19 protein-coding genes and 2 pseudogenes are annotated in these 17,677 nt (G+C 57.2%); 14 read left to right on the top strand and 7 right to left on the bottom strand.

The features are described 5' to 3' along the window. Positions 1 to 757: 757 nt before the first annotated feature. Positions 758 to 958 carry a hypothetical protein gene (locus tag BN871_RS08015; protein ID WP_021882129.1) on the bottom strand — a complete coding sequence of 67 codons (201 nt, stop codon included), beginning with the start codon at positions 956 to 958 and terminating at the stop codon, positions 758 to 760. 184 nt (positions 959 to 1,142) lie between these two features. On the opposite strand from BN871_RS08015, the gene BN871_RS28920 reads away from it, so the two are divergent. Beyond that, positions 1,143 to 2,405 (top strand): GIY-YIG nuclease family protein, encoded by a 1,263-nt coding sequence (locus BN871_RS28920; RefSeq protein ID WP_048745288.1) that lies wholly within the window; start codon positions 1,143 to 1,145, stop codon positions 2,403 to 2,405. Positions 2,406 to 2,655: 250 nt separating this feature from the next. Then, entirely contained in the window at positions 2,656 to 3,528 is an 873-nt protein-coding gene (locus tag BN871_RS08005; protein ID WP_048745287.1) for an SDR family oxidoreductase, read from the top strand. A gap of 312 nt (positions 3,529 to 3,840) precedes the next feature. Here the strand turns inward: BN871_RS08005 and BN871_RS08000 are convergent, their stop codons facing one another. Continuing rightward, positions 3,841 to 4,665, bottom strand: coding sequence for an alpha/beta fold hydrolase (locus BN871_RS08000; RefSeq protein ID WP_048745286.1), 825 nt, complete (start codon positions 4,663 to 4,665; stop codon positions 3,841 to 3,843). Between the two features lie 181 nt (positions 4,666 to 4,846). Here BN871_RS08000 and BN871_RS07995 point away from each other — a divergent pair, with 181 nt between their 5' ends. Next, positions 4,847 to 5,347, top strand: coding sequence for a GNAT family N-acetyltransferase (locus BN871_RS07995; protein WP_048745285.1), 501 nt, complete (start codon positions 4,847 to 4,849; stop codon positions 5,345 to 5,347). Between the two features lie 83 nt (positions 5,348 to 5,430). Here the strand turns inward: BN871_RS07995 and BN871_RS26685 are convergent. Then, positions 5,431 to 5,634: pseudogene (locus tag BN871_RS26685) on the bottom strand (glutathione-dependent formaldehyde dehydrogenase); the annotation flags it as partial. A gap of 170 nt (positions 5,635 to 5,804) precedes the next feature. Between BN871_RS26685 and BN871_RS07990 the strand changes: the two are divergent. The 10 genes and pseudogenes from BN871_RS07990 to BN871_RS07945 all read left to right on the top strand — a co-directional run bounded on the left by BN871_RS07990 (position 5,805) and on the right by BN871_RS07945 (position 13,013). Then, on the top strand, positions 5,805 to 6,422 hold the full coding sequence (locus tag BN871_RS07990) for a TVP38/TMEM64 family protein (RefSeq protein ID WP_021878446.1): 618 nt from the start codon (positions 5,805 to 5,807) through the stop codon (positions 6,420 to 6,422). Positions 6,423 to 6,550: 128 nt separating this feature from the next. Beyond that, positions 6,551 to 7,273, top strand: a complete 723-nt coding sequence (locus BN871_RS07985; RefSeq protein ID WP_157060240.1) for a TrkA C-terminal domain-containing protein — start codon at positions 6,551 to 6,553, stop codon at positions 7,271 to 7,273. Continuing rightward, entirely contained in the window at positions 7,254 to 7,730 is a 477-nt protein-coding gene (locus BN871_RS07980; protein ID WP_048745283.1) for a DUF4385 domain-containing protein, read from the top strand. Before BN871_RS07985 ends, BN871_RS07980 begins: the two co-directional genes overlap by 20 nt. 34 nt (positions 7,731 to 7,764) lie before the next feature. Then, positions 7,765 to 8,088 (top strand): thioredoxin family protein, encoded by a 324-nt coding sequence (locus BN871_RS07975; protein WP_048745282.1) that lies wholly within the window; start codon positions 7,765 to 7,767, stop codon positions 8,086 to 8,088. A 236-nt stretch (positions 8,089 to 8,324) separates the two neighbouring features. Further along, positions 8,325 to 9,053 (top strand): amino acid ABC transporter ATP-binding protein, encoded by a 729-nt coding sequence (locus BN871_RS07970; protein WP_021878449.1) that lies wholly within the window; start codon positions 8,325 to 8,327, stop codon positions 9,051 to 9,053. A 28-nt stretch (positions 9,054 to 9,081) separates the two neighbouring features. Then, positions 9,082 to 9,939, top strand: a complete 858-nt coding sequence (locus BN871_RS07965; protein ID WP_021878450.1) for a glutamate ABC transporter substrate-binding protein — start codon at positions 9,082 to 9,084, stop codon at positions 9,937 to 9,939. Positions 9,940 to 9,943: 4 nt separating this feature from the next. Further along, complete coding sequence (locus BN871_RS07960) at positions 9,944 to 10,597, top strand: amino acid ABC transporter permease (RefSeq protein ID WP_048745281.1); 654 nt, start codon at positions 9,944 to 9,946, stop codon at positions 10,595 to 10,597. Positions 10,598 to 10,618: 21 nt separating this feature from the next. After that, positions 10,619 to 11,257, top strand: a pseudogene (locus tag BN871_RS07955) (amino acid ABC transporter permease); the annotation flags it as partial. A gap of 171 nt (positions 11,258 to 11,428) precedes the next feature. After that, on the top strand, positions 11,429 to 12,190 hold the full coding sequence (locus BN871_RS07950) for a TSUP family transporter (protein WP_021878454.1): 762 nt from the start codon (positions 11,429 to 11,431) through the stop codon (positions 12,188 to 12,190). A 25-nt stretch (positions 12,191 to 12,215) separates the two neighbouring features. Next, on the top strand, positions 12,216 to 13,013 hold the full coding sequence (locus BN871_RS07945) for an alpha/beta hydrolase family protein (RefSeq protein WP_048745280.1): 798 nt from the start codon (positions 12,216 to 12,218) through the stop codon (positions 13,011 to 13,013). A gap of 202 nt (positions 13,014 to 13,215) precedes the next feature. Here BN871_RS07945 and BN871_RS07940 read toward each other — a convergent pair whose 3' ends face one another. From BN871_RS07940 to BN871_RS07925, 4 genes are all read right to left on the bottom strand, one after another. Beyond that, complete coding sequence (locus BN871_RS07940; protein WP_048745279.1) at positions 13,216 to 13,704, bottom strand: C40 family peptidase; 489 nt, start codon at positions 13,702 to 13,704, stop codon at positions 13,216 to 13,218. Between the two features lie 265 nt (positions 13,705 to 13,969). Continuing rightward, a complete protein-coding gene (locus BN871_RS07935; RefSeq protein WP_048745278.1) occupies positions 13,970 to 15,010 on the bottom strand; it encodes an ATP-binding cassette domain-containing protein in 1,041 nt (346 codons plus the stop codon). 17 nt (positions 15,011 to 15,027) lie between these two features. After that, entirely contained in the window at positions 15,028 to 15,837 is an 810-nt protein-coding gene (locus BN871_RS07930; protein ID WP_048745277.1) for an ABC transporter permease, read from the bottom strand. Continuing rightward, a complete protein-coding gene (locus BN871_RS07925; RefSeq protein WP_021878458.1) occupies positions 15,834 to 16,607 on the bottom strand; it encodes an ABC-2 family transporter protein in 774 nt (257 codons plus the stop codon). The genes BN871_RS07930 and BN871_RS07925 overlap by 4 nt, the downstream gene beginning before the upstream one ends. 171 nt (positions 16,608 to 16,778) lie before the next feature. Between BN871_RS07925 and BN871_RS07920 the strand changes: the two genes are divergently transcribed. Continuing rightward, entirely contained in the window at positions 16,779 to 17,642 is an 864-nt protein-coding gene (locus tag BN871_RS07920) for a DUF421 domain-containing protein (RefSeq protein ID WP_048745276.1), read from the top strand. The last annotated feature ends 35 nt before the right edge of the window (positions 17,643 to 17,677 follow it).

Genomic DNA, 17,677 nt, shown 5'->3' with positions numbered 1-17,677 from the left:
TAAGACGAATTTTTCGTCTTATTCTATGAGTTTAGGGAAAAATAGGAACGAGTAAGACGAATTTTTCGTCTTATTCCATGAGTTTAGGGGAAATAGGAACGAGTAAGACGAATTTTTCGTCTTATTCCTTGAGTTTAGGAAAAATAGGAACGAGTAAGACGAATTTTTCGTCTTATTCCATGAGTTTAGGGGAAATAGGAACGAGTAAGACGAATTTTTCGTCTTATTCCTTGAGTTTAGGGGATATGGGAACGAGTAAGACGAATTTTTCGTCTTATTCCTTGAGTTTAGGGGGAATAGGAACGATTTAGACGAATTTTTTCGTCTTATTCTATGAGTTTAGGGGAAATAGGAACGAGTTAGACGAATTTTTCGTCTTATTCTATGAGTTTAGGAAAAATAGGAACGAGTAAGACTAATTTTTCGTCTTTTTCCATGAGTTTAGGGGAAATAGGAACGAGTAAGACGAATTTTTCGTCTTATTCCTTGAGTTTAGGGGAGATAGGAACGAGTAAGACGAAACTTTCGTCTTATTCCTTGAGTTTAATTGTAAGCCAGCGTTTAGGATGTCCAGAAATGGAGCGGGTTGTCCGACAATCTGAGTGTGCATGTTGTCGTGGCCCATTCACCGGACCTGACCGTGAAATTCCGGAAACGCTAATCAGCGTAACAGTTGCCGATCCCGTTTCGGACGGGTGGCCGATCTTTGTCATGACGATTCGGATATCGGCCAGTGGACGTTGGACGGGTTCAGTGTCTACACGCGGCGGTTCTTCCGGTCGAGCCGCCCAGCGCGATCCAGTCTTTCGCCAAGCGAGACTTTCCAGCTCTCCAACCGTTTGCTGCGACCGCCGCAAAGAGCTGCGCAAATCCGGACGATACCGTAGAGGCACCAGACCAGTTCGTACGAAGCGCCCACGTCTCTTTCTATGATGGCGCTGGGATTGTTTCGAATCATGGAAACCCTCCTTTCTCCTTATGTCCGTTGTCGGTGACAGCGTATCACATCGGCCCGCATGAATCCACTTTTTTACATTTTATTGACGGAATGGCTCATCATCTTCCTTTTTCCGTATACCGGCGTTAAAATGAGGCTCTAGAACAAATGTTTGGAGCCGCCGAACAACGGAGGAGGACAGGCGATGCCGTTCCAGTTCAAGGCCGGGGATTATCCCGACACGCCCGGCTGCTACCTGATGCGCGACGCATCGGGCCGTCTGCTGTATGTCGGCAAGTCCAAGAAGCTGAGGAGCCGTCTGCGTTCCTATTTTCATACCAATCATAAACGCAAGCGGCTGAGAGAGCTTGTCGGCCTCATCGATTCCATCGAAGTGCTGCTCGTCAACAACGAAACCGAGAGCCTGCTGCTGGAAAACAATCTGATCAAAATCCATAAGCCGCCCTACAATCGAGCGCTGAAAAAGGACAACAGCGGCTACGCCTACCTGATGCTGACCGCCGAAAGAATTCCAAGGCTGGACGTTTACTATCGCGACCGCCGCGAGCAGGGGAACGCGACCGCTTCTTCCGCGGAGGCGGCTGATCAATCATGCCGGCCCTTCCAGTCCAAAGAATCGAATGCTCCGAGCGCCTTGAACGCCTCGAACGAGCCTAACGCTCCCGGCGCATCAAGAAGCGGGTGGAACTCTTCAGCTTCAACAGCCTCGGCTGCGGGCAAGAACAGCGCGACGAATGCGGGATTGGAGCCGAAGCGCTTCGGGCCGTTCGCGAGCGCCCGCTTCCGCAACGAGCTGCTGGAGTTCGTCGCCGACCACTACAAGCTGCGTTCCTGCACCAAGCTGCCCAAGCGGGCCTGCCTGCTCTACCACATCGGCAAATGCAGCGGAATCTGCGAAGGGCATATCAGCGAAGAGGAGTACGGCGAGAAGGTCAAGCAGGTATCCGAGCTGCTGTTCAGCGGCAGCAAGGAGGCGCTGATCGCGCAGATGTACCGTCAAATGGGCGAATATGCCGAGCAGCTGAAATTCGAGAAAGCCCAGAATATGCTGGGCCATATCCGCAACCTTGAGAAAACGCCGGACAAGCAGATCGTCGACCGCGAGACGAATGTGAACCAGGAGGTTCTGTACTTCGGCGAGGAAGGCGTCATGATCGCCAAGGTTCAGGAAGGCATGCTCCGAGACCTGCAGCTGCACGAGCTGGAGCGCGGGTACGGCGAGGCGGCCTGCGACCGTTTCCTGATCCATCGTTATCGGCACAACACCAAGCCGGACGAGCTCATCGTCAATGCCGTGTCCGATCCGGGAGCGGTTCGCAGGGCGCTCCGCATGCCCGGAGAAGGCCGGGCCCGCCCGCTTCTCATTACGCAGCCCAAGCGCGGATTGAAGCATGCGCTGCTGCAGCTGTGCAAGGAGAACTACGAGTATCGGAAGGGCGGCGGCTGACAGCCGGCCATTGGAGCTTAATTCGGAATGAAGGCTTGCCACCGGATAGTGAGCCTGTCTTCGGACAGCAAGCTTGCCTTCGGACAGCAAGCCTGCCTCCCGGATATTGAAGCTTGCTTATTCTCCTTCTTGGGTAATAGGACATAGTTTGAACGCAGAGGCCGGGATTTGAAGCCGGCGGCGAGCGGAGACAGATCCGTATCGTGCAGGCTTGACCGGATTCAGGCTATTCTGGAGAGGAGGCGCAGCCATGCAGCAGCCGTTGATGCTCGTTACCGGAGCGAATTCCGGCATGGGTCTGGCTACGACCGTCGAGCTTGCCCGATCGGGAGCAAAGGTCGTCATGCTTTGCCGCGACGCTCGGCGCGGAGCGGAGGCGAGGGAGGAAGCCATCCGGCGCAGCGGATCGGGCGATATCATGCTGATGACAGCCGATCTCGGTTCTCTCGACAGCATTAACCGGTTCACCGAAGATTTCCGTGCCCGCTACTCCCGGCTTGACGTGCTCGTGAACAATGCCGGGGTTGTCACCGTGAAGCGGGAGACGACGGAGGACGGCTTCGAGCGGATGATCGGCGTGAACCATCTGGGTCATTTCGCGCTCGTCCACGGATTGATGGAACCGCTCCTTGCAGCGGGGAGCTCAAGGATCGTAATCGTCTCCTCCGGCGCCCATAAGGCGGGCAGCATTCATTTTCCCGACCCGCATCTTACAAAAGGGTTCAATGTCGTCAAGGGGTATGCCCAGTCCAAGCTCGCAAACCTGCTGTTCGCGCTGGAGCTGAGGAAGCGCTGCAGCGATCGAGGGATTCGCGTGCATGCCCTTCATCCGGGGGCCGTTTCGACCAGTCTTGGCGTCAGCCGCGACACCGGCTTCGGCAAGGCTGTCTACAAGCTGCTGAACCCGTTCTTCCAGACGGCTGAGGCAGGCGCTTCTACGGCCATCTACCTGGCACTGTCGGAAGAGGGAGGAGAGGAAGGAAGCCTGTATTATATCAAAAGCAAGCCGGCCGAGCCTTCCCGCAAGGCTTTGGATGAAGAAATGGCCGCGCGGCTCTGGCAGTGGAGCCAGCAGCAGACCGGCTTGGTCTGGAGCGAGCCGCCGGCAGCCGTACTCCGCTGAGCTGCGGGATGCGAGCGCTTAGGTCCCAATAGACAAAAAGGCAGCCGGAACTTCCGGCTGCCTTTTCCTTGTATGGCCGAGCGAAACCTCTCTTACCCGGTCCTTCAGCCTTCACGCCCCAGCTTCACGCCCCAGCTTCACGCTCCAGCTTCACGCTCCAGCTTCACGCTCCAGCTTCACGCTCCAGCTTCACGCTCCAGCTTCACGCTCCAGCTTCACGCCCCAGCTTCACGCCCCAGCTTCACACTCCAGCATCTCGCACCAGCTTCTCACCATCTTCTCGCTCCAGCCTTTCATCGTCTTCCAAGCTTCTCATGCTTGCGGCCGGACTGCCGCCAGGAAATCCTCCAGCCTGCGCTGGAACAGCTCCGCCTCGTCGAACAGCAGGCCGTGCCCGCTCTTCTCGAACCGATAGGCGGCCGCTCCGGGCAGAGCGGCCGCGAGCTGTTCGGAGGCGGCTCGCGGGACAATGCGGTCGTGAACGCCGTAAAAGACGGCGGAAGGCAGCCCTGCGAGCCTGTTCAGCTCTCCGCTCAAATCCTCGGCCAGCGCCGCCTCGGCCCCCGAGACGGTTCCGGCCAGCGAGGCTTCCAGCCCGAGCGAGGCGAACCAGCTCATGAATTCGGGGCTGTGGTAGCGGTAAAACATTTGTTTGGCATACCCGGTCACCATAGCCGGACGGTCGGCCTTGGCTTTGTCGATCAGATCCTTCGTTTGAGCCGCATTCAAGCCATGGGGCCACTCGGCGCTCCTGGCAAGGGAGACGGCGGCGGAGACAAGGGCGAGTCCGGCCAGCTTCTGCTTGCCGTGGCGGACCGCATACCGGATCGAGGCTCCTCCTCCGGTGGAGAAGCCGGCCAGCACAAATCGTTCAAGGCGGAGCGACTGTCTGATATCTTCCAAATCGTCAGCGGTCTCGTCATGGGAATAACCGTTCCATGCGGCGTCCGAACGGCCGAAGCCTCTCAAATCCGGAGCGATGCATCGATAGCCGAGAGCGGGCAGCCGCGCCAGCTGCGCATCGAAGATCCGATGGTTCAGAGGCCATCCGTGCACCAGCAGCAAGGGAACGCCTGCGGAGGGGCCGGAGACATGGACATAGAGGGCGGTGCCGTCCCGGGTTTCAATATAAGGCATGCTGGACCTCCTTTGGACCAAATAAGACTGGACTAAGAGGATATGTCCGCCTTCTTTTTCTTATGAGAAATGTTCTTTCCCTTTTCCTCCTCGCAGAGGCTTCTATTCGAATTCCGGACATGCGATTATACTGGGATTAGACAGAGAGTGGACAAGGAGAGTGTGAGGAGAAATGGAACCTATGACCCCTGATCAGAAAACGGAAATCATCCGTGAAGAGAAATTCGAGATCGTAATCGTCGGCAAGCGGGACCGGGATCTGCATGAGCTGATCGGCAGGCTCGACGAGGAGCTGCTGGAGCGTTATCCCGCCGATGAGATTTTCGGGCTTGATTTTGACAGTCCCAAAGCGGATGAGACGACGTTCGCAGTCGCCTATCTCGGCAGCCGTCCGGTCGCCTGCGGGGCGTTCCGTCCTCTGGAAGAGCCGTATGCGGAGATCAAGCGCTTCTTCGTGGAGAGGGACAGCCGCAAGCTGGGCATCGCTTCCCGCATGCTGGCCTATCTGGAGCGCAAGGCAGCCGAGGCCGGACATGCCGTCATGAGACTGGAGACCGGGGAGGCGCAGCCGGAAGCGGTCGGCTTGTACAGCAAGTTCGGCTACGAGGTCATTCCGGCATACGGCGAATACGCCGGCTGCGAATCCAGCCTGTGCATGGAGAAAAAGTTGAACAATCGATAGATCGACGCCGGAAAAAAAGGCTGCCGGAGAACTCCTTCAACCTTGCAGGAGATAACCGGCAGCCTGTTTGTTTTGATCATCTGTTACGGTTTCAAAGCGACCTTGATGCAGTCTTCCTTCTTGGTGTCGAACACATCGTATTGATGCTCCGCCTCGCTGAGCGGCAGGCGGTGGGTGATGCTATCCGTCGGATCGAACACGCCTTCCTTGATCTGCTCGTACAGCTCGGGCACGTAGTGGATGACGGGGGCCTGGCCCATGCGCAGACTGATGTTCCACTCGAACAGGCTGTATCGGAATAGACGAAGTAGGCGCCTGTATCGTGATTGTCGTTGGAGTGGCCGCATTGGCTCTCCATCTGGTTCTGGCAGAAGAAGCATTGCCCGCCGTGTAGCCCTAATTTGAGTTTCCAACCGGACTGTATGTAGAATGAAAACATAAGGAGGCGGGAGCCGGGATGAACAAATTCAAATGGCTGTCGGCAGCCGCATATGCCGCCGTTCTGGCGGCCGTCTACTTCTATCATCAGCCGATTATCGCCTGGATGAAGGCTGGCAACGCCCCGGCGGCGCTGATGGCCCTGGCGGCGGCAGGCTTCGCTTTCTTTCCGATTATTCCGTACGGAATCGTGATCGGCGCGCTTGGCTATATGTACGGTCCTCTCGCGGGAGGGCTTATCAGCCTGTTCGGGGCATGGACAGCGGCGCTGCTGATGTTCGGCGCGCTGCGCTATTTCTTCCAGGACAAGGGACGCCAGTGGCTGGGCAAGGTCAGGCAGCTGGACGGCTTCGTGCGCATGACGGAGCGCCATCCCTTCCTGTCCATCCTGATCGCCAGGATGATTCCGGTCATTCCGCAGTATGCGGTCAACGCTTATGCCGCCGTCGCGGGGATTCCTTTCGCGCTGTATGCGGCGGCTTCGGCGCTTGGCAAGGTGCCCGCCATGCTTGTCTATGCGTACGCCGGCCAAAGCCTTGCCGCCCATCCTTCCCGCATCGTCGCGCTGGCAGTGGGGTATATCGCTTTTCTCGGGCTGGTCCTGATCGCCTACAGACGTCTGGCGTCGCGTTCCTGAGAGAGGTTGAATGAGACGGACCCTTCTCGGGTAGAAGAAAGGTAAGGGAACGATGCGGGCGGCCGATCCGGGGGAACCGTAAGCTGCCGGCGATCCGACAACCGCTCCCGGACAAGGGAACAGGAAAGGTGCCGACATCCATGGGCTATGCCTTTATCGCGCTTTACTTGCTGATTATCCTGATGGTGCTCCGTCTAAGCACGATCCTGCTCGTCATGACCGGAATGGAGCCGAGCCAGTCCAGCTTCCAGGCTGCTTCCATGCTGACAGGGGCAGGCTTCACGACGTCCGAATCGGAGCTCGTCCTGCGCCACCCTGTCCGCCGCCGGATCGGTCTGGCGCTCATTCTATTCGGCGCCTTCTCCTTGGCGGTGCTTATCTCGGTCATCAGCAGCCTGATCTCCGAGAACGACCATATGTCCGTGCTTGCGGCTGTGGCTGCCCTGCTCGCCTGCGCCTGGCTTCTTCTGAGAGTGCCTGCGGCCAACCGTCGAGTCGCCCACTGGATCGCGAACCGGGTTCCGTCCCATACGGAAGGAGCTCCGGTTCCGGTGGAGGAGCTGGCGGACGACCTGCACCAGGAGGACGTCATGGGCATCCAGATCGCGGAGGATTCGCCATGGCTCGGCTTGACCTTGAGGGAAGCGCTGCCCGAGGGCGAGGAGATCGTCCCTCTGGCCATCAAGCGCGACGGCCGCAAGATCCGCAAGGACCGTTGGGAGACGCCGATCGAAGCCGGCGACTTCGTGCTGCTGTATGGCGAGGAGGAAGCGATCCAGGCTTCTTGCCGGGCGGTTTCGGCTTCCGGGGCGCCGTCAAGGAGGAACGCCGATGACGGTGAGGAAAGGTAGGAAATTCGACTACGGAATGGATTTCGCAGCCATCGATTTCCGCAGTCGGCCCGAACTGTACACGGTCGGCAGGGGAGAGCAGGGCGTGCTCATGATCGAGCCGTACAAGAGCGAGATTCTTCCTTTTTGGCGTTTCAAAACACCGGATGCAGCGGAGGAGTCCTCCCGAAAGATCCTGGAGCTGTTTCGCGGTTATAAGGAAACAGCTGACTTTCCCGGCATGGACATGGCACGCAAATTTCTGCAGATGGGCTATACGAGAGCGAGAAGGTACGCCAATCATCGGAGCGGCCGCAAGTACGACCCGGAGACGGGAAAGGAATTGCCGCGGGAAATCGACGAGGTTAAGGCCCGTTCCGCAGCTATTTTCAAGGAAGCCTGGGATTCAGCCCGGAAAGACCCGGATTATATTCGAATGAAGCAGGAGCATATAATCAATTACGAGCAGGAAGGTTAGGCTTTCTGTCCCAAAGGAAGGCAGGAAAGAACGGATGGCTTTGACGGAAATGAACGAAAACACCTTCCTCGCGCTTGGGCGCATCCACCGCAGGGAGGCTCTTTTCTTTTCGACGCCCTTATGCGGAACATGCCGGGTGGCGGAGAGGCTGCTGGAAGCTGCCGCTTCCATCGGCGGCACGGTGCCGGTGAGCAAAATCAATATCAACTTCGCTCCGAAGCTGCGCGAGAAGTGGCAAATCCGAAGCGTGCCCGCGCTTGTCATTCTGGAGAACGGCCAGCCGGTCGAGACCGTCTATGCGATGCAATCGGCGGCAGCGCTGTTTATGAGGCTGAAGAAACCGGGTATAGAGGCTTAATGGAAGAACCTGGGCCTAAAGGGCTAAAATCTTTTCTTATTCATGGGAAAATATCTTTCATGAGTAAGAATTCATTTCTTTTTGTAACCGCTTGCTATGACATGGAGGAGAAAATTTTCGGCATATAGTTCAAAATGAGCAGATTATAAGTTATGATAGTTAACATATTCTTATTGAAAAAAGCGTAACAGCACGATCAGCCTCTTACTTTCACTTTATCGGAACGGAGGTATGCCATGATTTCTTTCCGGCAGGTCAACAAGCACTTCGGGAATTTTCATGTCCTTCAGGACATCAGCCTCGATATCGCCGAAGGCGAGGTCGTCGTCATCATCGGGCCTTCCGGATCGGGCAAAAGCACGCTTCTGCGCTGCATCAACCGGCTGGAGGACATCTCGGACGGCGTGCTTGAGGTGGACGGCGCGGCCGTGCATGACAAGGGGACGGACATCAACGCTCTCCGCCGCCGCATCGGCATGGTTTTTCAGCATTTCAACCTGTATCCGCATCTCAAGGTCATCGACAATATTACGCTCGCTCCGGTGAATGCCGGAGGGGTAAGCAAGGAAGAAGCGCGCAAGACCGCCAAGATGTATCTCGAAAAGGTCGGAATTCCCGACAAGGCGGAATCGTACCCGTCCGAGCTGTCGGGCGGCCAGCAGCAGCGGGTTGCCATTGCCAGAGGCCTGGCCATGAAGCCCAAGATCATGCTGTTCGACGAGCCGACCTCGGCGCTGGATCCGGAGGTCATCGGAGAGGTGCTCAGCGTCATGAAGCTGCTTGCCAAGGAAGGCATGACAATGGTCGTCGTTACCCATGAGATGGGCTTTGCCCGCGAAGTGGCGGACCGGGTCGTGTTCATGGACGGCGGACGGATCGTCGAGGAAGCGAAGCCGGCGGACTTCTTCGAACGTCCGCAGCAGCCTCGCGCCCGCGACTTCCTGAGCCGGGTCATCAACCACTAAACCAGACAAAGAAAAGGGGAAACGGACAATGAAGAAAAACAAGCTTTGGGGCGCAGGCGCGTCTCTGCTGCTGGCAGTTGCCCTCGTGGTTTCCGGATGCGGCGCGAAAAACGACAACAATGGAGGCGGCTCCGCAAGCAACGGTTCCGCTGGAGGCAGCGAGGAATCAGGCGTCATCAAGGATATCAAGGACCGCGGCAAGCTCATCGTCGGCGTCAAATACGACACGAAGCTGTTCGGCCTCAAGGATACGGCTTCCGGCAACGTCGAAGGCTTCGACATCGACATCTCCAAGGCGATCGCCAAGAAGATCTTCGGCGACGAGAGCAAGATCGAGCTCAAGGAAGTAACGAGCAAGACCCGCATCCAGATGCTCGACAACGGCGACATCGATCTCATCGTCGCGACGATGACGATTACCGACGAGCGCAAGAAGCAGGTCGACTTCTCCGACGTGTACTTCAAAGCCGGCCAGTCGCTGCTCGTCAAGCAAGGCAGCCCGATCACAGGCCTGAAGGACATCACGAAGGATTCCAAGGTGCTTGGCGTCAAAGGAGCGACTTCAATCAAGAACATCGAAGACAAGGTCCCGGGCTTGCGCGTGATGCAGTTCGAGAATTACCAGGAAGCTTTCGCCGCTCTGAAGGCGGGCAAAGGAGATACGCTCACGACCGACAACGCCATTCTGTACGGCATGGCCAAGCAAGATCCGGGCTACACGGTCGTAGGCGGCACGTTCACGGATGAGCCTTATGGCATCGCCGCCAAGAAAGGCAATACCGACCTTGTCGCTCTGGTCAACGAAACGCTGAAAGAAATGAAGGACAGCGGCGAATACGCCACCATCTATGAAAAATGGATAGGCGAGAAGCCTCCGACGGAGTAGGCCTATGCTGGACTTCTCGGTACTGACCAACAACATGGACGATTACCTCGAAGGATTCAAGTATACGATCTATGCCAGCCTGCTTGGGCTGGCAGGCAGTTTCGTGCTCGGCACGCTGATCGCTGTGTTCCGCATTTCGCCTTTTGCGGCTCTTCGCGGCTTCGGCACGGCTTATGTGGAATTTTTCCGCAATATTCCACTGCTTCTGGTCGTTTTCCTTTTCTATTACGGTCTGTCTTCGTTTGGGCTTCAACTGGATGGGTTTACCTCCGGAACTCTGGGACTTATGGTATACACGTCTTCCTTCATTGCCGAAGCGATCCGTGCCGGAATCCAGTCCGTACCGGCAGGGCAGATGGAGGCAGCCCGCTCGACGGGATTGACGTACGTTCAGGCCATGAGATTCATCATTCTGCCTCAGGCAGTCCGTATCGTAATTCCGCCGATCAGCAACCAGTTCCTGAACTTGGTCAAAAACTCCTCCATCCTGGGAGTATTCGCCGGATTGGATCTCATGTATTTCGGCGATCAAGTAAATCTGGACACTTACGATGCGGTCAGCACGTACTTGTTCGTAGGAATGTTTTATCTTATTTTGACTTTTCCGCTTGCCTATGCGACCCGCGTATTGGAGCGGCGGATGGCCAATGCGGCTTAGGTCGGGAGGAGGACGCGACATATGGACTTTGGAGGCGCCTATTCCTGGCATAATCTGCGATTTATACTGGAAGGCTTCGGCTATACGCTGAAACTTGCCTTTGTTGCTATAATATTGAGCTTTGTTCTGGGCGTTGCGAGCGGAGTCATCCGTTACGCGCGAATTCCGGTTTTGTCGGCTATCGTCGGCGCGATTGTAGAGACACTCCGCAATTTGCCGCTGCTGCTGCTCATTTTGTTTGCCTATATCGCGCTTCCCCAGATGGGCATCAAACTATCGATTTTCTGGGCGTCTGTATTGGCACTGACGGCATTCGAGGCTGCGATGATTTCCGAAATTGTCCGCAGCGGGCTGGCGTCTGTCCATAAAGGACTGATTGAAGCAGCGCGCTCCTCGGGTCTCACGTACATCCAGACCCTCCGGCATATCATTTTGCCGATAGGTCTTCGCCGGATGGTTCCGCCTACAGTCAGCCAGTTCATCTCGCTGCTGAAGGACACGTCACTGGCCGTCATTATTTCCGCGCCGGAGCTCATGCACAATGTAGGCATTGTGAGAGGCCAGCAGGAATCATACTTCTTCCCGGTTATCTTCCTCGCCGCCCTCCTCTACTTCCTCGTCAACTACGGCCTCTCCCTGCTTTCCAAGCGATTGGAAGTGAACGAGGGAGCGCGCCGCAAGCCGACCGGAAAGAAGGCGGGGCCGGGAGCGGGAACCAAAGCAGCTGCAGAAGCCTGAACATCCCGACGGGGCATGGACATCCATGCCCCGTTCGCTTTACAATGAACTCACTTGCCGTCCACTTTATGACAAACGGGGTCGAAAACATTCATGACAGGGGACATCTTCGCTTTAGTGGCGGCCGGGGGTTTTCTGGCCGCATTTGTCGATTCTGTCGTCGGAGGCGGAGGCCTCGTCTCCGTGCCCGTCCTGCTGACGGCCGGACTGCCGCCGCATCTGGCGCTCGGGACGAACAAGCTTGCCGGCACGATGGGCTCGCTTACGAGCACGCTTGCTTTCATGCGATCCGGCAAGGTGGAGATGAGTGTCGTCAAGCGGCTGTTCCCGCTGACACTCATCGGCTCAGCATGCGGCACGCTGCTCTTGCAAGCGGTGCCATCCGCATGGCTGAAGCCGCTTGTCGTGGTGCTGCTGCTGGCCATCACCGTATATACGCTGCTCAAGCGCAGCTGGGGCGGCGAAGGCGTTTACCGCGGCAGCCTGACACGCCGGGCGGGCCTGCTGCTGGCTGCAGCGGCTCTGCTCATCGGCGGCTACGACGGCTTTTTCGGACCCGGAACGGGATCGTTCCTCATCTTCGCCTTCCTTATGGCAGGGTTCGACTTCGTCCGAGCGGCGGGAAATGCCAAGGTGCTCAACTTCGGCAGCAACATCGCCAGCCTCATTACGTTCGCAGGCCTGGGAAGCATCGATTGGACAATCGGCCTGACGATGGGCGTCTTCATGGTCGCCGGCTCGCTCGCCGGATCCCGGCTCGCCATCCGCCAGGGAGCCAAGTACGTTCGGCCCCTGTTCATTGCCGTCAGCTCGTTGTTGATCCTCAAGCAGATCTGGGATCTCGCATCCCGCTAATCTATCGATGAAGGGAAGTCTTTCGATGGCACTTATCCAATGCGATTTTTTCTCCGACGTTCTCGGCTTGTCCTGTTCCATGAACGTAATCCTGCCGCAGCAGACGACCCGTCAGATCGGGATGGAAGGAAAGGCGGGAGAAGGCGGCCGCTACCCGGTGCTGTACCTTCTCCATGGCCTTTCGGACGACCATTCCATCTGGCTGAGGCGCACATCCATTGAACGGTATGCAGCCGGACTCGGCCTTGCCGTCGTCATGCCGGCCGTGCATCGCGGCTTCTACACGGACATGCATCGCGGCGGGCGGTACTGGACCTTCGTAAGCGAGGAGCTGCCGGAGCTCGCCTGCCAGTTCTTCCCGATCTCGCGACAGCGGGAAGACAGCTTTGCAGCCGGCCTGTCTATGGGCGGATACGGAGCGATGAAGCTGGGCCTTGCGCGCCCGGACCGTTTCGCGGCCGTCGCCAGCTTGTCAGGGGCGATGGACACCCGCCGCCGATACGATCAGGGCGTGACGGAACGTCAGGAGATCGAGAATATATTCGGTCCGGAGGAGCAGCTTCCCGGCAGCATCAATGATCTGTTCCACTTGGCGGAGCAGACGGCGGCGCTCCCGGCGGAGCGGCAGCCGATGCTGTATCAATGCTGCGGAACCGAGGACTTCTTGTATGAAGAGAACGTCGAGTTCAAGGAGCATGCTCTTCGTCTCGGCCTGCCGCTTCATTATGAGGAAGGACCGGGCGAGCATGAATGGGGATATTGGGATGCGGCGATCCAGCGCGTGCTGGCGTGGCTCCCGCTCAAGGAAGAAGCGCGCTCGTAGGAGCGCGCTTTTTTTCATGGGAAGCCGGCTTCCACGGATTGCCTGCAACCGTAGAGCCCGGAGATGCGTCAAAGGTAACATAGAGGAAAAAGACAATGGGCAGACTGCTTCTGTGCGCATTGTGATCCCGCAGCATTTCCTCGGGAAGACGAAAAAAGCTCCCCGAAGGGAGCTGATCGATCCGGCAGCGGCCGAGCTTGTCCTAGAGGACGCGGCGAGCCGTGTTGTAGTGGTCTTTCCACCAGCCGGAGTTGATGGTACTGGTCGTGACGCCCGGCTTGCCGTAGGTGTGAACGATTTTGCCGCCGCCGATGTACATGCCGACATGCGTTACAGGAGAGTAGAAGAAGACGAGATCCCCGGGCTTGAGATTGCTCTTGGAGACGTAGGTGCCGACCTTGGATTGCGCTTTGGACGTACGCGGAAGCGTGATGCCTGCTTTCTTGTAGGCGTACTTCATCAAGCTGGAGCAGTCGAAGTACTTGGTCGTGCTGGTCGAAGCGCCGAATTTGTAAGGAGTGCCCATCTGCGCTTTGGCGGCATTGATGACGGTCGTGGCTTTCGAGGAAGCCGATGCGGTTGCCGCCTCTGCTTTCGGTGCCGACAGGAGAGCGCCTCCGGAAATGGCGATGCTAAGTGCAATCGCAGCGGCTGCGATTTTTTTTGTAAGTTGGTTGAGGTTGTATTTCATGATGTATGATTCCTCTCTTCTTGTGGAAGTATTGGAGCGGCTGATCAATTCCGCATAAACACCATAACACAGCTGAAAGCTGCCAACCCTTTCCTCTGAGACCTAAGAACTAGATTTCATGCGGCTTTCTGGCCTTTTGTGAGAATAAAATGAGAAACCTCTCATATCGGTTTAAGCCTTCTTTCAGCTGGCTTTAAGCCCGAAAAGGCGCCAAGCAGACCGGTTTCCGGTTTGCTTGGCGCCTTTGTCATCCTTTCCTTCCGCGTTAGTAGAGCTTATGGACGACATCCTCGAATTCCGGCTCCCTCATCCGGATATCTTCCAGCTCCCCGTACTTTTCAAGCTCACGAAGCACCTGGACGCTGCTGGAGGTTTTCAGATCGCATTCAAGGACGAGCGTACGGTCTTCAAGGGATTTCAGGCGGATGCCGGCAGCAGCTGGGGAGAGCGGCTCCGGACCATGAAGTCCGCCTGCCGCCTCCGTGGCGCTATCGCCCAGGCTTTGAAGCTCGCCGGCCGCGGCCGCGGCGCTCTCCGCCTGCCGGAAGGTCACCTCCATGACGGCGGGCAGCCCGATGCGGGCCCGCAGCTGCGCGATGCCGCCATCATAGTCGAGCTTGCCTTTGCTGATGACGAGCACCCGGCCGCACAGCTGCTCGATATCGTCCATATCATGCGTCGTAAGAAGGATGGTCGTCCGCATCCTCTCATTAATATCGCGCAGGAGAGAACGGATATCCCGCTTGGATGCGGCATCGAGGCCGATCGTCGGTTCATCCAGAATGAGAATGGACGGCTCATGCAGCATCGCCGCCGCCAGATCGCCTCTCATCCGCTGGCCGAGCGACAGCTTGCGGACCGGCGTGTCCATGAAATCCGACAGGCGCAGCAGGTTCTCAAGCTCTTCGATCCGGTCTTTTTTCCGTTCGGGGGTCAAGCCGTACATAGCGGCCAGAATATCGTAGGAATCGCGCAGCGGCAAATCCCACCACAGCTGGGTGCGCTGGCCGAACAGCACGCCGAGCGTGCGCGCGGCTTCCTTGCGCTTGCGGTGGGGATTGATTCCCCCCAGCCTGACTTCTCCTTGGGTGGGATGCAGAATTCCGGACAGCATTTTGATGGTCGTGGATTTGCCGGCTCCGTTCGGACCGATGAATCCGGCGAATTCGCCTTCAGGAATCGTAAAGCTGATGTCCGAAACGGCCTGTTTCGGAATGGAGCGGCGGCTGAACAAGCCGCGCCGCTTGGCCGATGCATCCGGGTCCGGCACCCGGAATTCCTTTGTAAGTCCGATCGCCTCGATCATTTCCATTCTCCTTTTCTTCATGAGCCGGTGCTTTGATAGCGCGACAGGCCGAATTTCCACAGCTTCAGGGACAGGAGGAGCATCGCTCCCGATACGGCGACGCTGAGTCCGAGCGTCCAGGCGCCATGGGTGCCGCGAATGATATAGAGAGCGGGCATATAATTAATGAAGGCGACCGGAATAAGTCCGGTAAGCAGCCCCTGCAGCCAGCCTGGATAAATGGTGAGCGGATATTGGGCGGCAGTTCGGGCAGCGTCTTCGGTGAGCACCTGAAGCGCATCGATCCGGGTCAGCCAGAACCCGGACGAGGCTGTCAGCAGTCCAATTCCGAACATAAGGACGGCTCCCGATGCGATAGCGAGTACCGTCAGCGGGATTGCGGTCCAGATGGCGGGATCGTCTTCAAAGATCGCTCCGAGAGAGATGGCGAGCATGGACGCGCCGAGCAGCGTCTCGCCGAATCTGGGAGAGAAGTTTTGCGTCATCAAGATCAGCAGCACGGGCGCCGGGCGCAGCAGCAGTCCGTCGAGATCGCCGCTGACGAGGTATTTCTCCAGATGATGGACATCCGATGCGAAGCTGCGGTACATGGCTTTGGACAAAGTGATTACGGCATACAAATAGCCGGATTCTGCGATGCTCCAGCCCTGAATCGTGCCGAACCGGTGAAGCACGACAGCAAGCAGCGCGAACTCGACCGCATTGATCATCGCCGCGGCGGCAGTGCCGACCCAGAAGTTGAATGTATACTGCATCCGGCTTCGGAAGCTGGAGCGGATCAGAATGCGGTACATAGTCATGAATCGGCTCCATTCGGCTCGGTTCATCCGCCTTGCACCTCCACCCTGCGCCGCATGAAGCCGGTGACGGCCAGGCAGGCGAAAGTGAGCACGACGGACCAGATCAGCGACGGATAGATGGCGGCGATGCCGTCGTAGCCAAGGTAGATCCGGCTCGGTATGTAACTCAGGCTGGGGTAGAAAGACCAGCGGCTGATCCATCCCAGCCAGCCGGGCAGCCACTCGATCGGGATCAGGAAGCCGGACAAGAGAGTGGAAAAAGCGTAGTTCAGCCACTGGAACCAAGAGGATTCCGTCGTCCAGAGCGCAGCTGCGCCGATGAGATAGTGAACGCAGATGGAGAGATAGGCGGCGCAGACTACGGCAGCCGCCGAGGCAGCGGCGGCAGGCAGGGCAGGGAGCCGCAGCGGAACGGCGAACAGGTAGACGATGTAGATCGGCAAGCTTTTGTACATGGCCTGGTAAGCGATCTGTCCCCATTCCCTGCACATCAGCTGGTAGAACAAATGCACCGGCCTGGCGAGCTCGGTCGCGATCGCTCCGGTACGTACGAGCTGCGGAATTCCGAGGCCGTTGGAGGTGAAGGAAGTCACCCATAGGAGGCACTGGTTGAGGGCTACATAGGACACAAGACCGGAAAGCCCGTAAATTCCGAGATCCTTGGTCTCGCCGATTCCGGTCCATATCGACAGGTAGATGAAGCCGAACAAGGCGCTGGCAACGTTGTGAAGCAGATGGGATGCGCGGTATTGCAGGTTGCGGTTGAAGCTGGCGCGAGACAGCGCATAGAAAAGCATGAGTCACCTCAGTTCTTCAGATAAGGGGATATCCTCCAAATTAGGTGAAATGCGTAAGAGAGCGGAAGAAGATCATATACCAATACATGCTTTCGGCGCAATCCCTTTTTGACGCATTTTTCCGTATTCTCTGGACAACATAGGAAAGATACGGAAGGGAGGAGTCCAACAATGCCGCAATGGCTGGAAATCGTGTTTCGAACGCTCAGCTCGGTGGTGGTCATGTTTATCGTAACGAAGCTGCTCGGCAAACGCCAAATCTCCCAGCTTTCGTTGTTTGAGTACATAACGGGCATATCCATCGGCAATATCGCCGGCTATATCTCCATGGACACCGATACGCAATGGTATCTGGGGTTTGTCGCGATCGGCACTTGGTCGCTTATGTCGATCGGCATGGAATATGCCACAATGAAAAGCCGGGCTGTCGGCGGTTTTGTCGACGGAAAAGGAACCGTGCTCATCAAGAACGGCTCCATTCTCGAGAAGAACCTATTCAAGGAAAAGCTGACGCTCGACGAGCTTCTCGAACAGCTGCGAAAAAAGAGCGTGTTCAAGGTTTCTGAAATCGAATTTGCCGTGATGGAAAAAAGCGGGGAGATCAACTTGCTGCTCAAAAAGGAAAACCAGCCGCTGACGCCTTCCATGCTAGGCTGGAAAATGTCGAGGGAGCAGGAGACGCAAACCGTCATGATGGACGGTCAAGTGCTGCAGGAGCCGCTCAAGGAGACGGGGCTGGACGAGGATTGGTTGCGCCATGAGCTGGCCAAGCTCAAGGTGAAGCCGGAAAACGTGTTTCTGGCGCAGGTCGACGCCAAGAAGCAGCTGACGGTACAAACGGGTTCACTGGACGGCTCGCTCGAACCGAACAGCCTGACGCCCAGACAGCAGCTGCTCGCAACGCTGCAGCAGGCCAAGGCGGATCTGGATCAGTTCGGCCACTTCGCCCGCACCGACGAAGAAAGGGAGGCCCTTCTGTCCGGATCGCGCCAGCTGGATCAAGTCATCCGCCTCGCGCAGCCGGAGCTGAAGTGACGCTCCCCGTGTTGTTTCTATATTATATAGAAGCT

It is taken from the genome of Paenibacillus sp. P22 (assembly GCF_000469945.2).
GTDB lineage: Bacteria > Bacillota > Bacilli > Paenibacillales > Paenibacillaceae > Paenibacillus_O > Paenibacillus_O humicus.
Note: the sequence above shows the minus strand (reverse complement) of the source record. Positions and strands in the feature narration are given on the sequence as shown.

What these genes read in the sequence shown, in the direction of transcription:
- BN871_RS08015 (WP_021882129.1), bottom strand. Translation starts at nt 958, where the DNA reads ATGATTCGAAACAATCCCAGCGCCATCATAGAAAGAGACGTGGGCGCT.
- BN871_RS28920 (WP_048745288.1), top strand. Translation starts at nt 1,143, where the DNA reads ATGCCGTTCCAGTTCAAGGCCGGGGATTATCCCGACACGCCCGGCTGC.
- BN871_RS08005 (WP_048745287.1), top strand. Translation starts at nt 2,656, where the DNA reads ATGCAGCAGCCGTTGATGCTCGTTACCGGAGCGAATTCCGGCATGGGT.
- BN871_RS08000 (WP_048745286.1), bottom strand. Translation starts at nt 4,665, where the DNA reads ATGCCTTATATTGAAACCCGGGACGGCACCGCCCTCTATGTCCATGTC.
- BN871_RS07995 (WP_048745285.1), top strand. Translation starts at nt 4,847, where the DNA reads ATGACCCCTGATCAGAAAACGGAAATCATCCGTGAAGAGAAATTCGAG.
- BN871_RS07990 (WP_021878446.1), top strand. Translation starts at nt 5,805, where the DNA reads ATGAACAAATTCAAATGGCTGTCGGCAGCCGCATATGCCGCCGTTCTG.
- BN871_RS07980 (WP_048745283.1), top strand. Translation starts at nt 7,254, where the DNA reads ATGACGGTGAGGAAAGGTAGGAAATTCGACTACGGAATGGATTTCGCA.
- BN871_RS07975 (WP_048745282.1), top strand. Translation starts at nt 7,765, where the DNA reads ATGGCTTTGACGGAAATGAACGAAAACACCTTCCTCGCGCTTGGGCGC.
- BN871_RS07970 (WP_021878449.1), top strand. Translation starts at nt 8,325, where the DNA reads ATGATTTCTTTCCGGCAGGTCAACAAGCACTTCGGGAATTTTCATGTC.
- BN871_RS07965 (WP_021878450.1), top strand. Translation starts at nt 9,082, where the DNA reads ATGAAGAAAAACAAGCTTTGGGGCGCAGGCGCGTCTCTGCTGCTGGCA.
- BN871_RS07960 (WP_048745281.1), top strand. Translation starts at nt 9,944, where the DNA reads ATGCTGGACTTCTCGGTACTGACCAACAACATGGACGATTACCTCGAA.
- BN871_RS07950 (WP_021878454.1), top strand. Translation starts at nt 11,429, where the DNA reads ATGACAGGGGACATCTTCGCTTTAGTGGCGGCCGGGGGTTTTCTGGCC.
- BN871_RS07945 (WP_048745280.1), top strand. Translation starts at nt 12,216, where the DNA reads ATGGCACTTATCCAATGCGATTTTTTCTCCGACGTTCTCGGCTTGTCC.
- BN871_RS07940 (WP_048745279.1), bottom strand. Translation starts at nt 13,704, where the DNA reads ATGAAATACAACCTCAACCAACTTACAAAAAAAATCGCAGCCGCTGCG.
- BN871_RS07935 (WP_048745278.1), bottom strand. Translation starts at nt 15,010, where the DNA reads ATGATCGAGGCGATCGGACTTACAAAGGAATTCCGGGTGCCGGACCCG.
- BN871_RS07930 (WP_048745277.1), bottom strand. Translation starts at nt 15,837, where the DNA reads ATGAACCGAGCCGAATGGAGCCGATTCATGACTATGTACCGCATTCTG.
- BN871_RS07925 (WP_021878458.1), bottom strand. Translation starts at nt 16,607, where the DNA reads ATGCTTTTCTATGCGCTGTCTCGCGCCAGCTTCAACCGCAACCTGCAA.
- BN871_RS07920 (WP_048745276.1), top strand. Translation starts at nt 16,779, where the DNA reads ATGCCGCAATGGCTGGAAATCGTGTTTCGAACGCTCAGCTCGGTGGTG.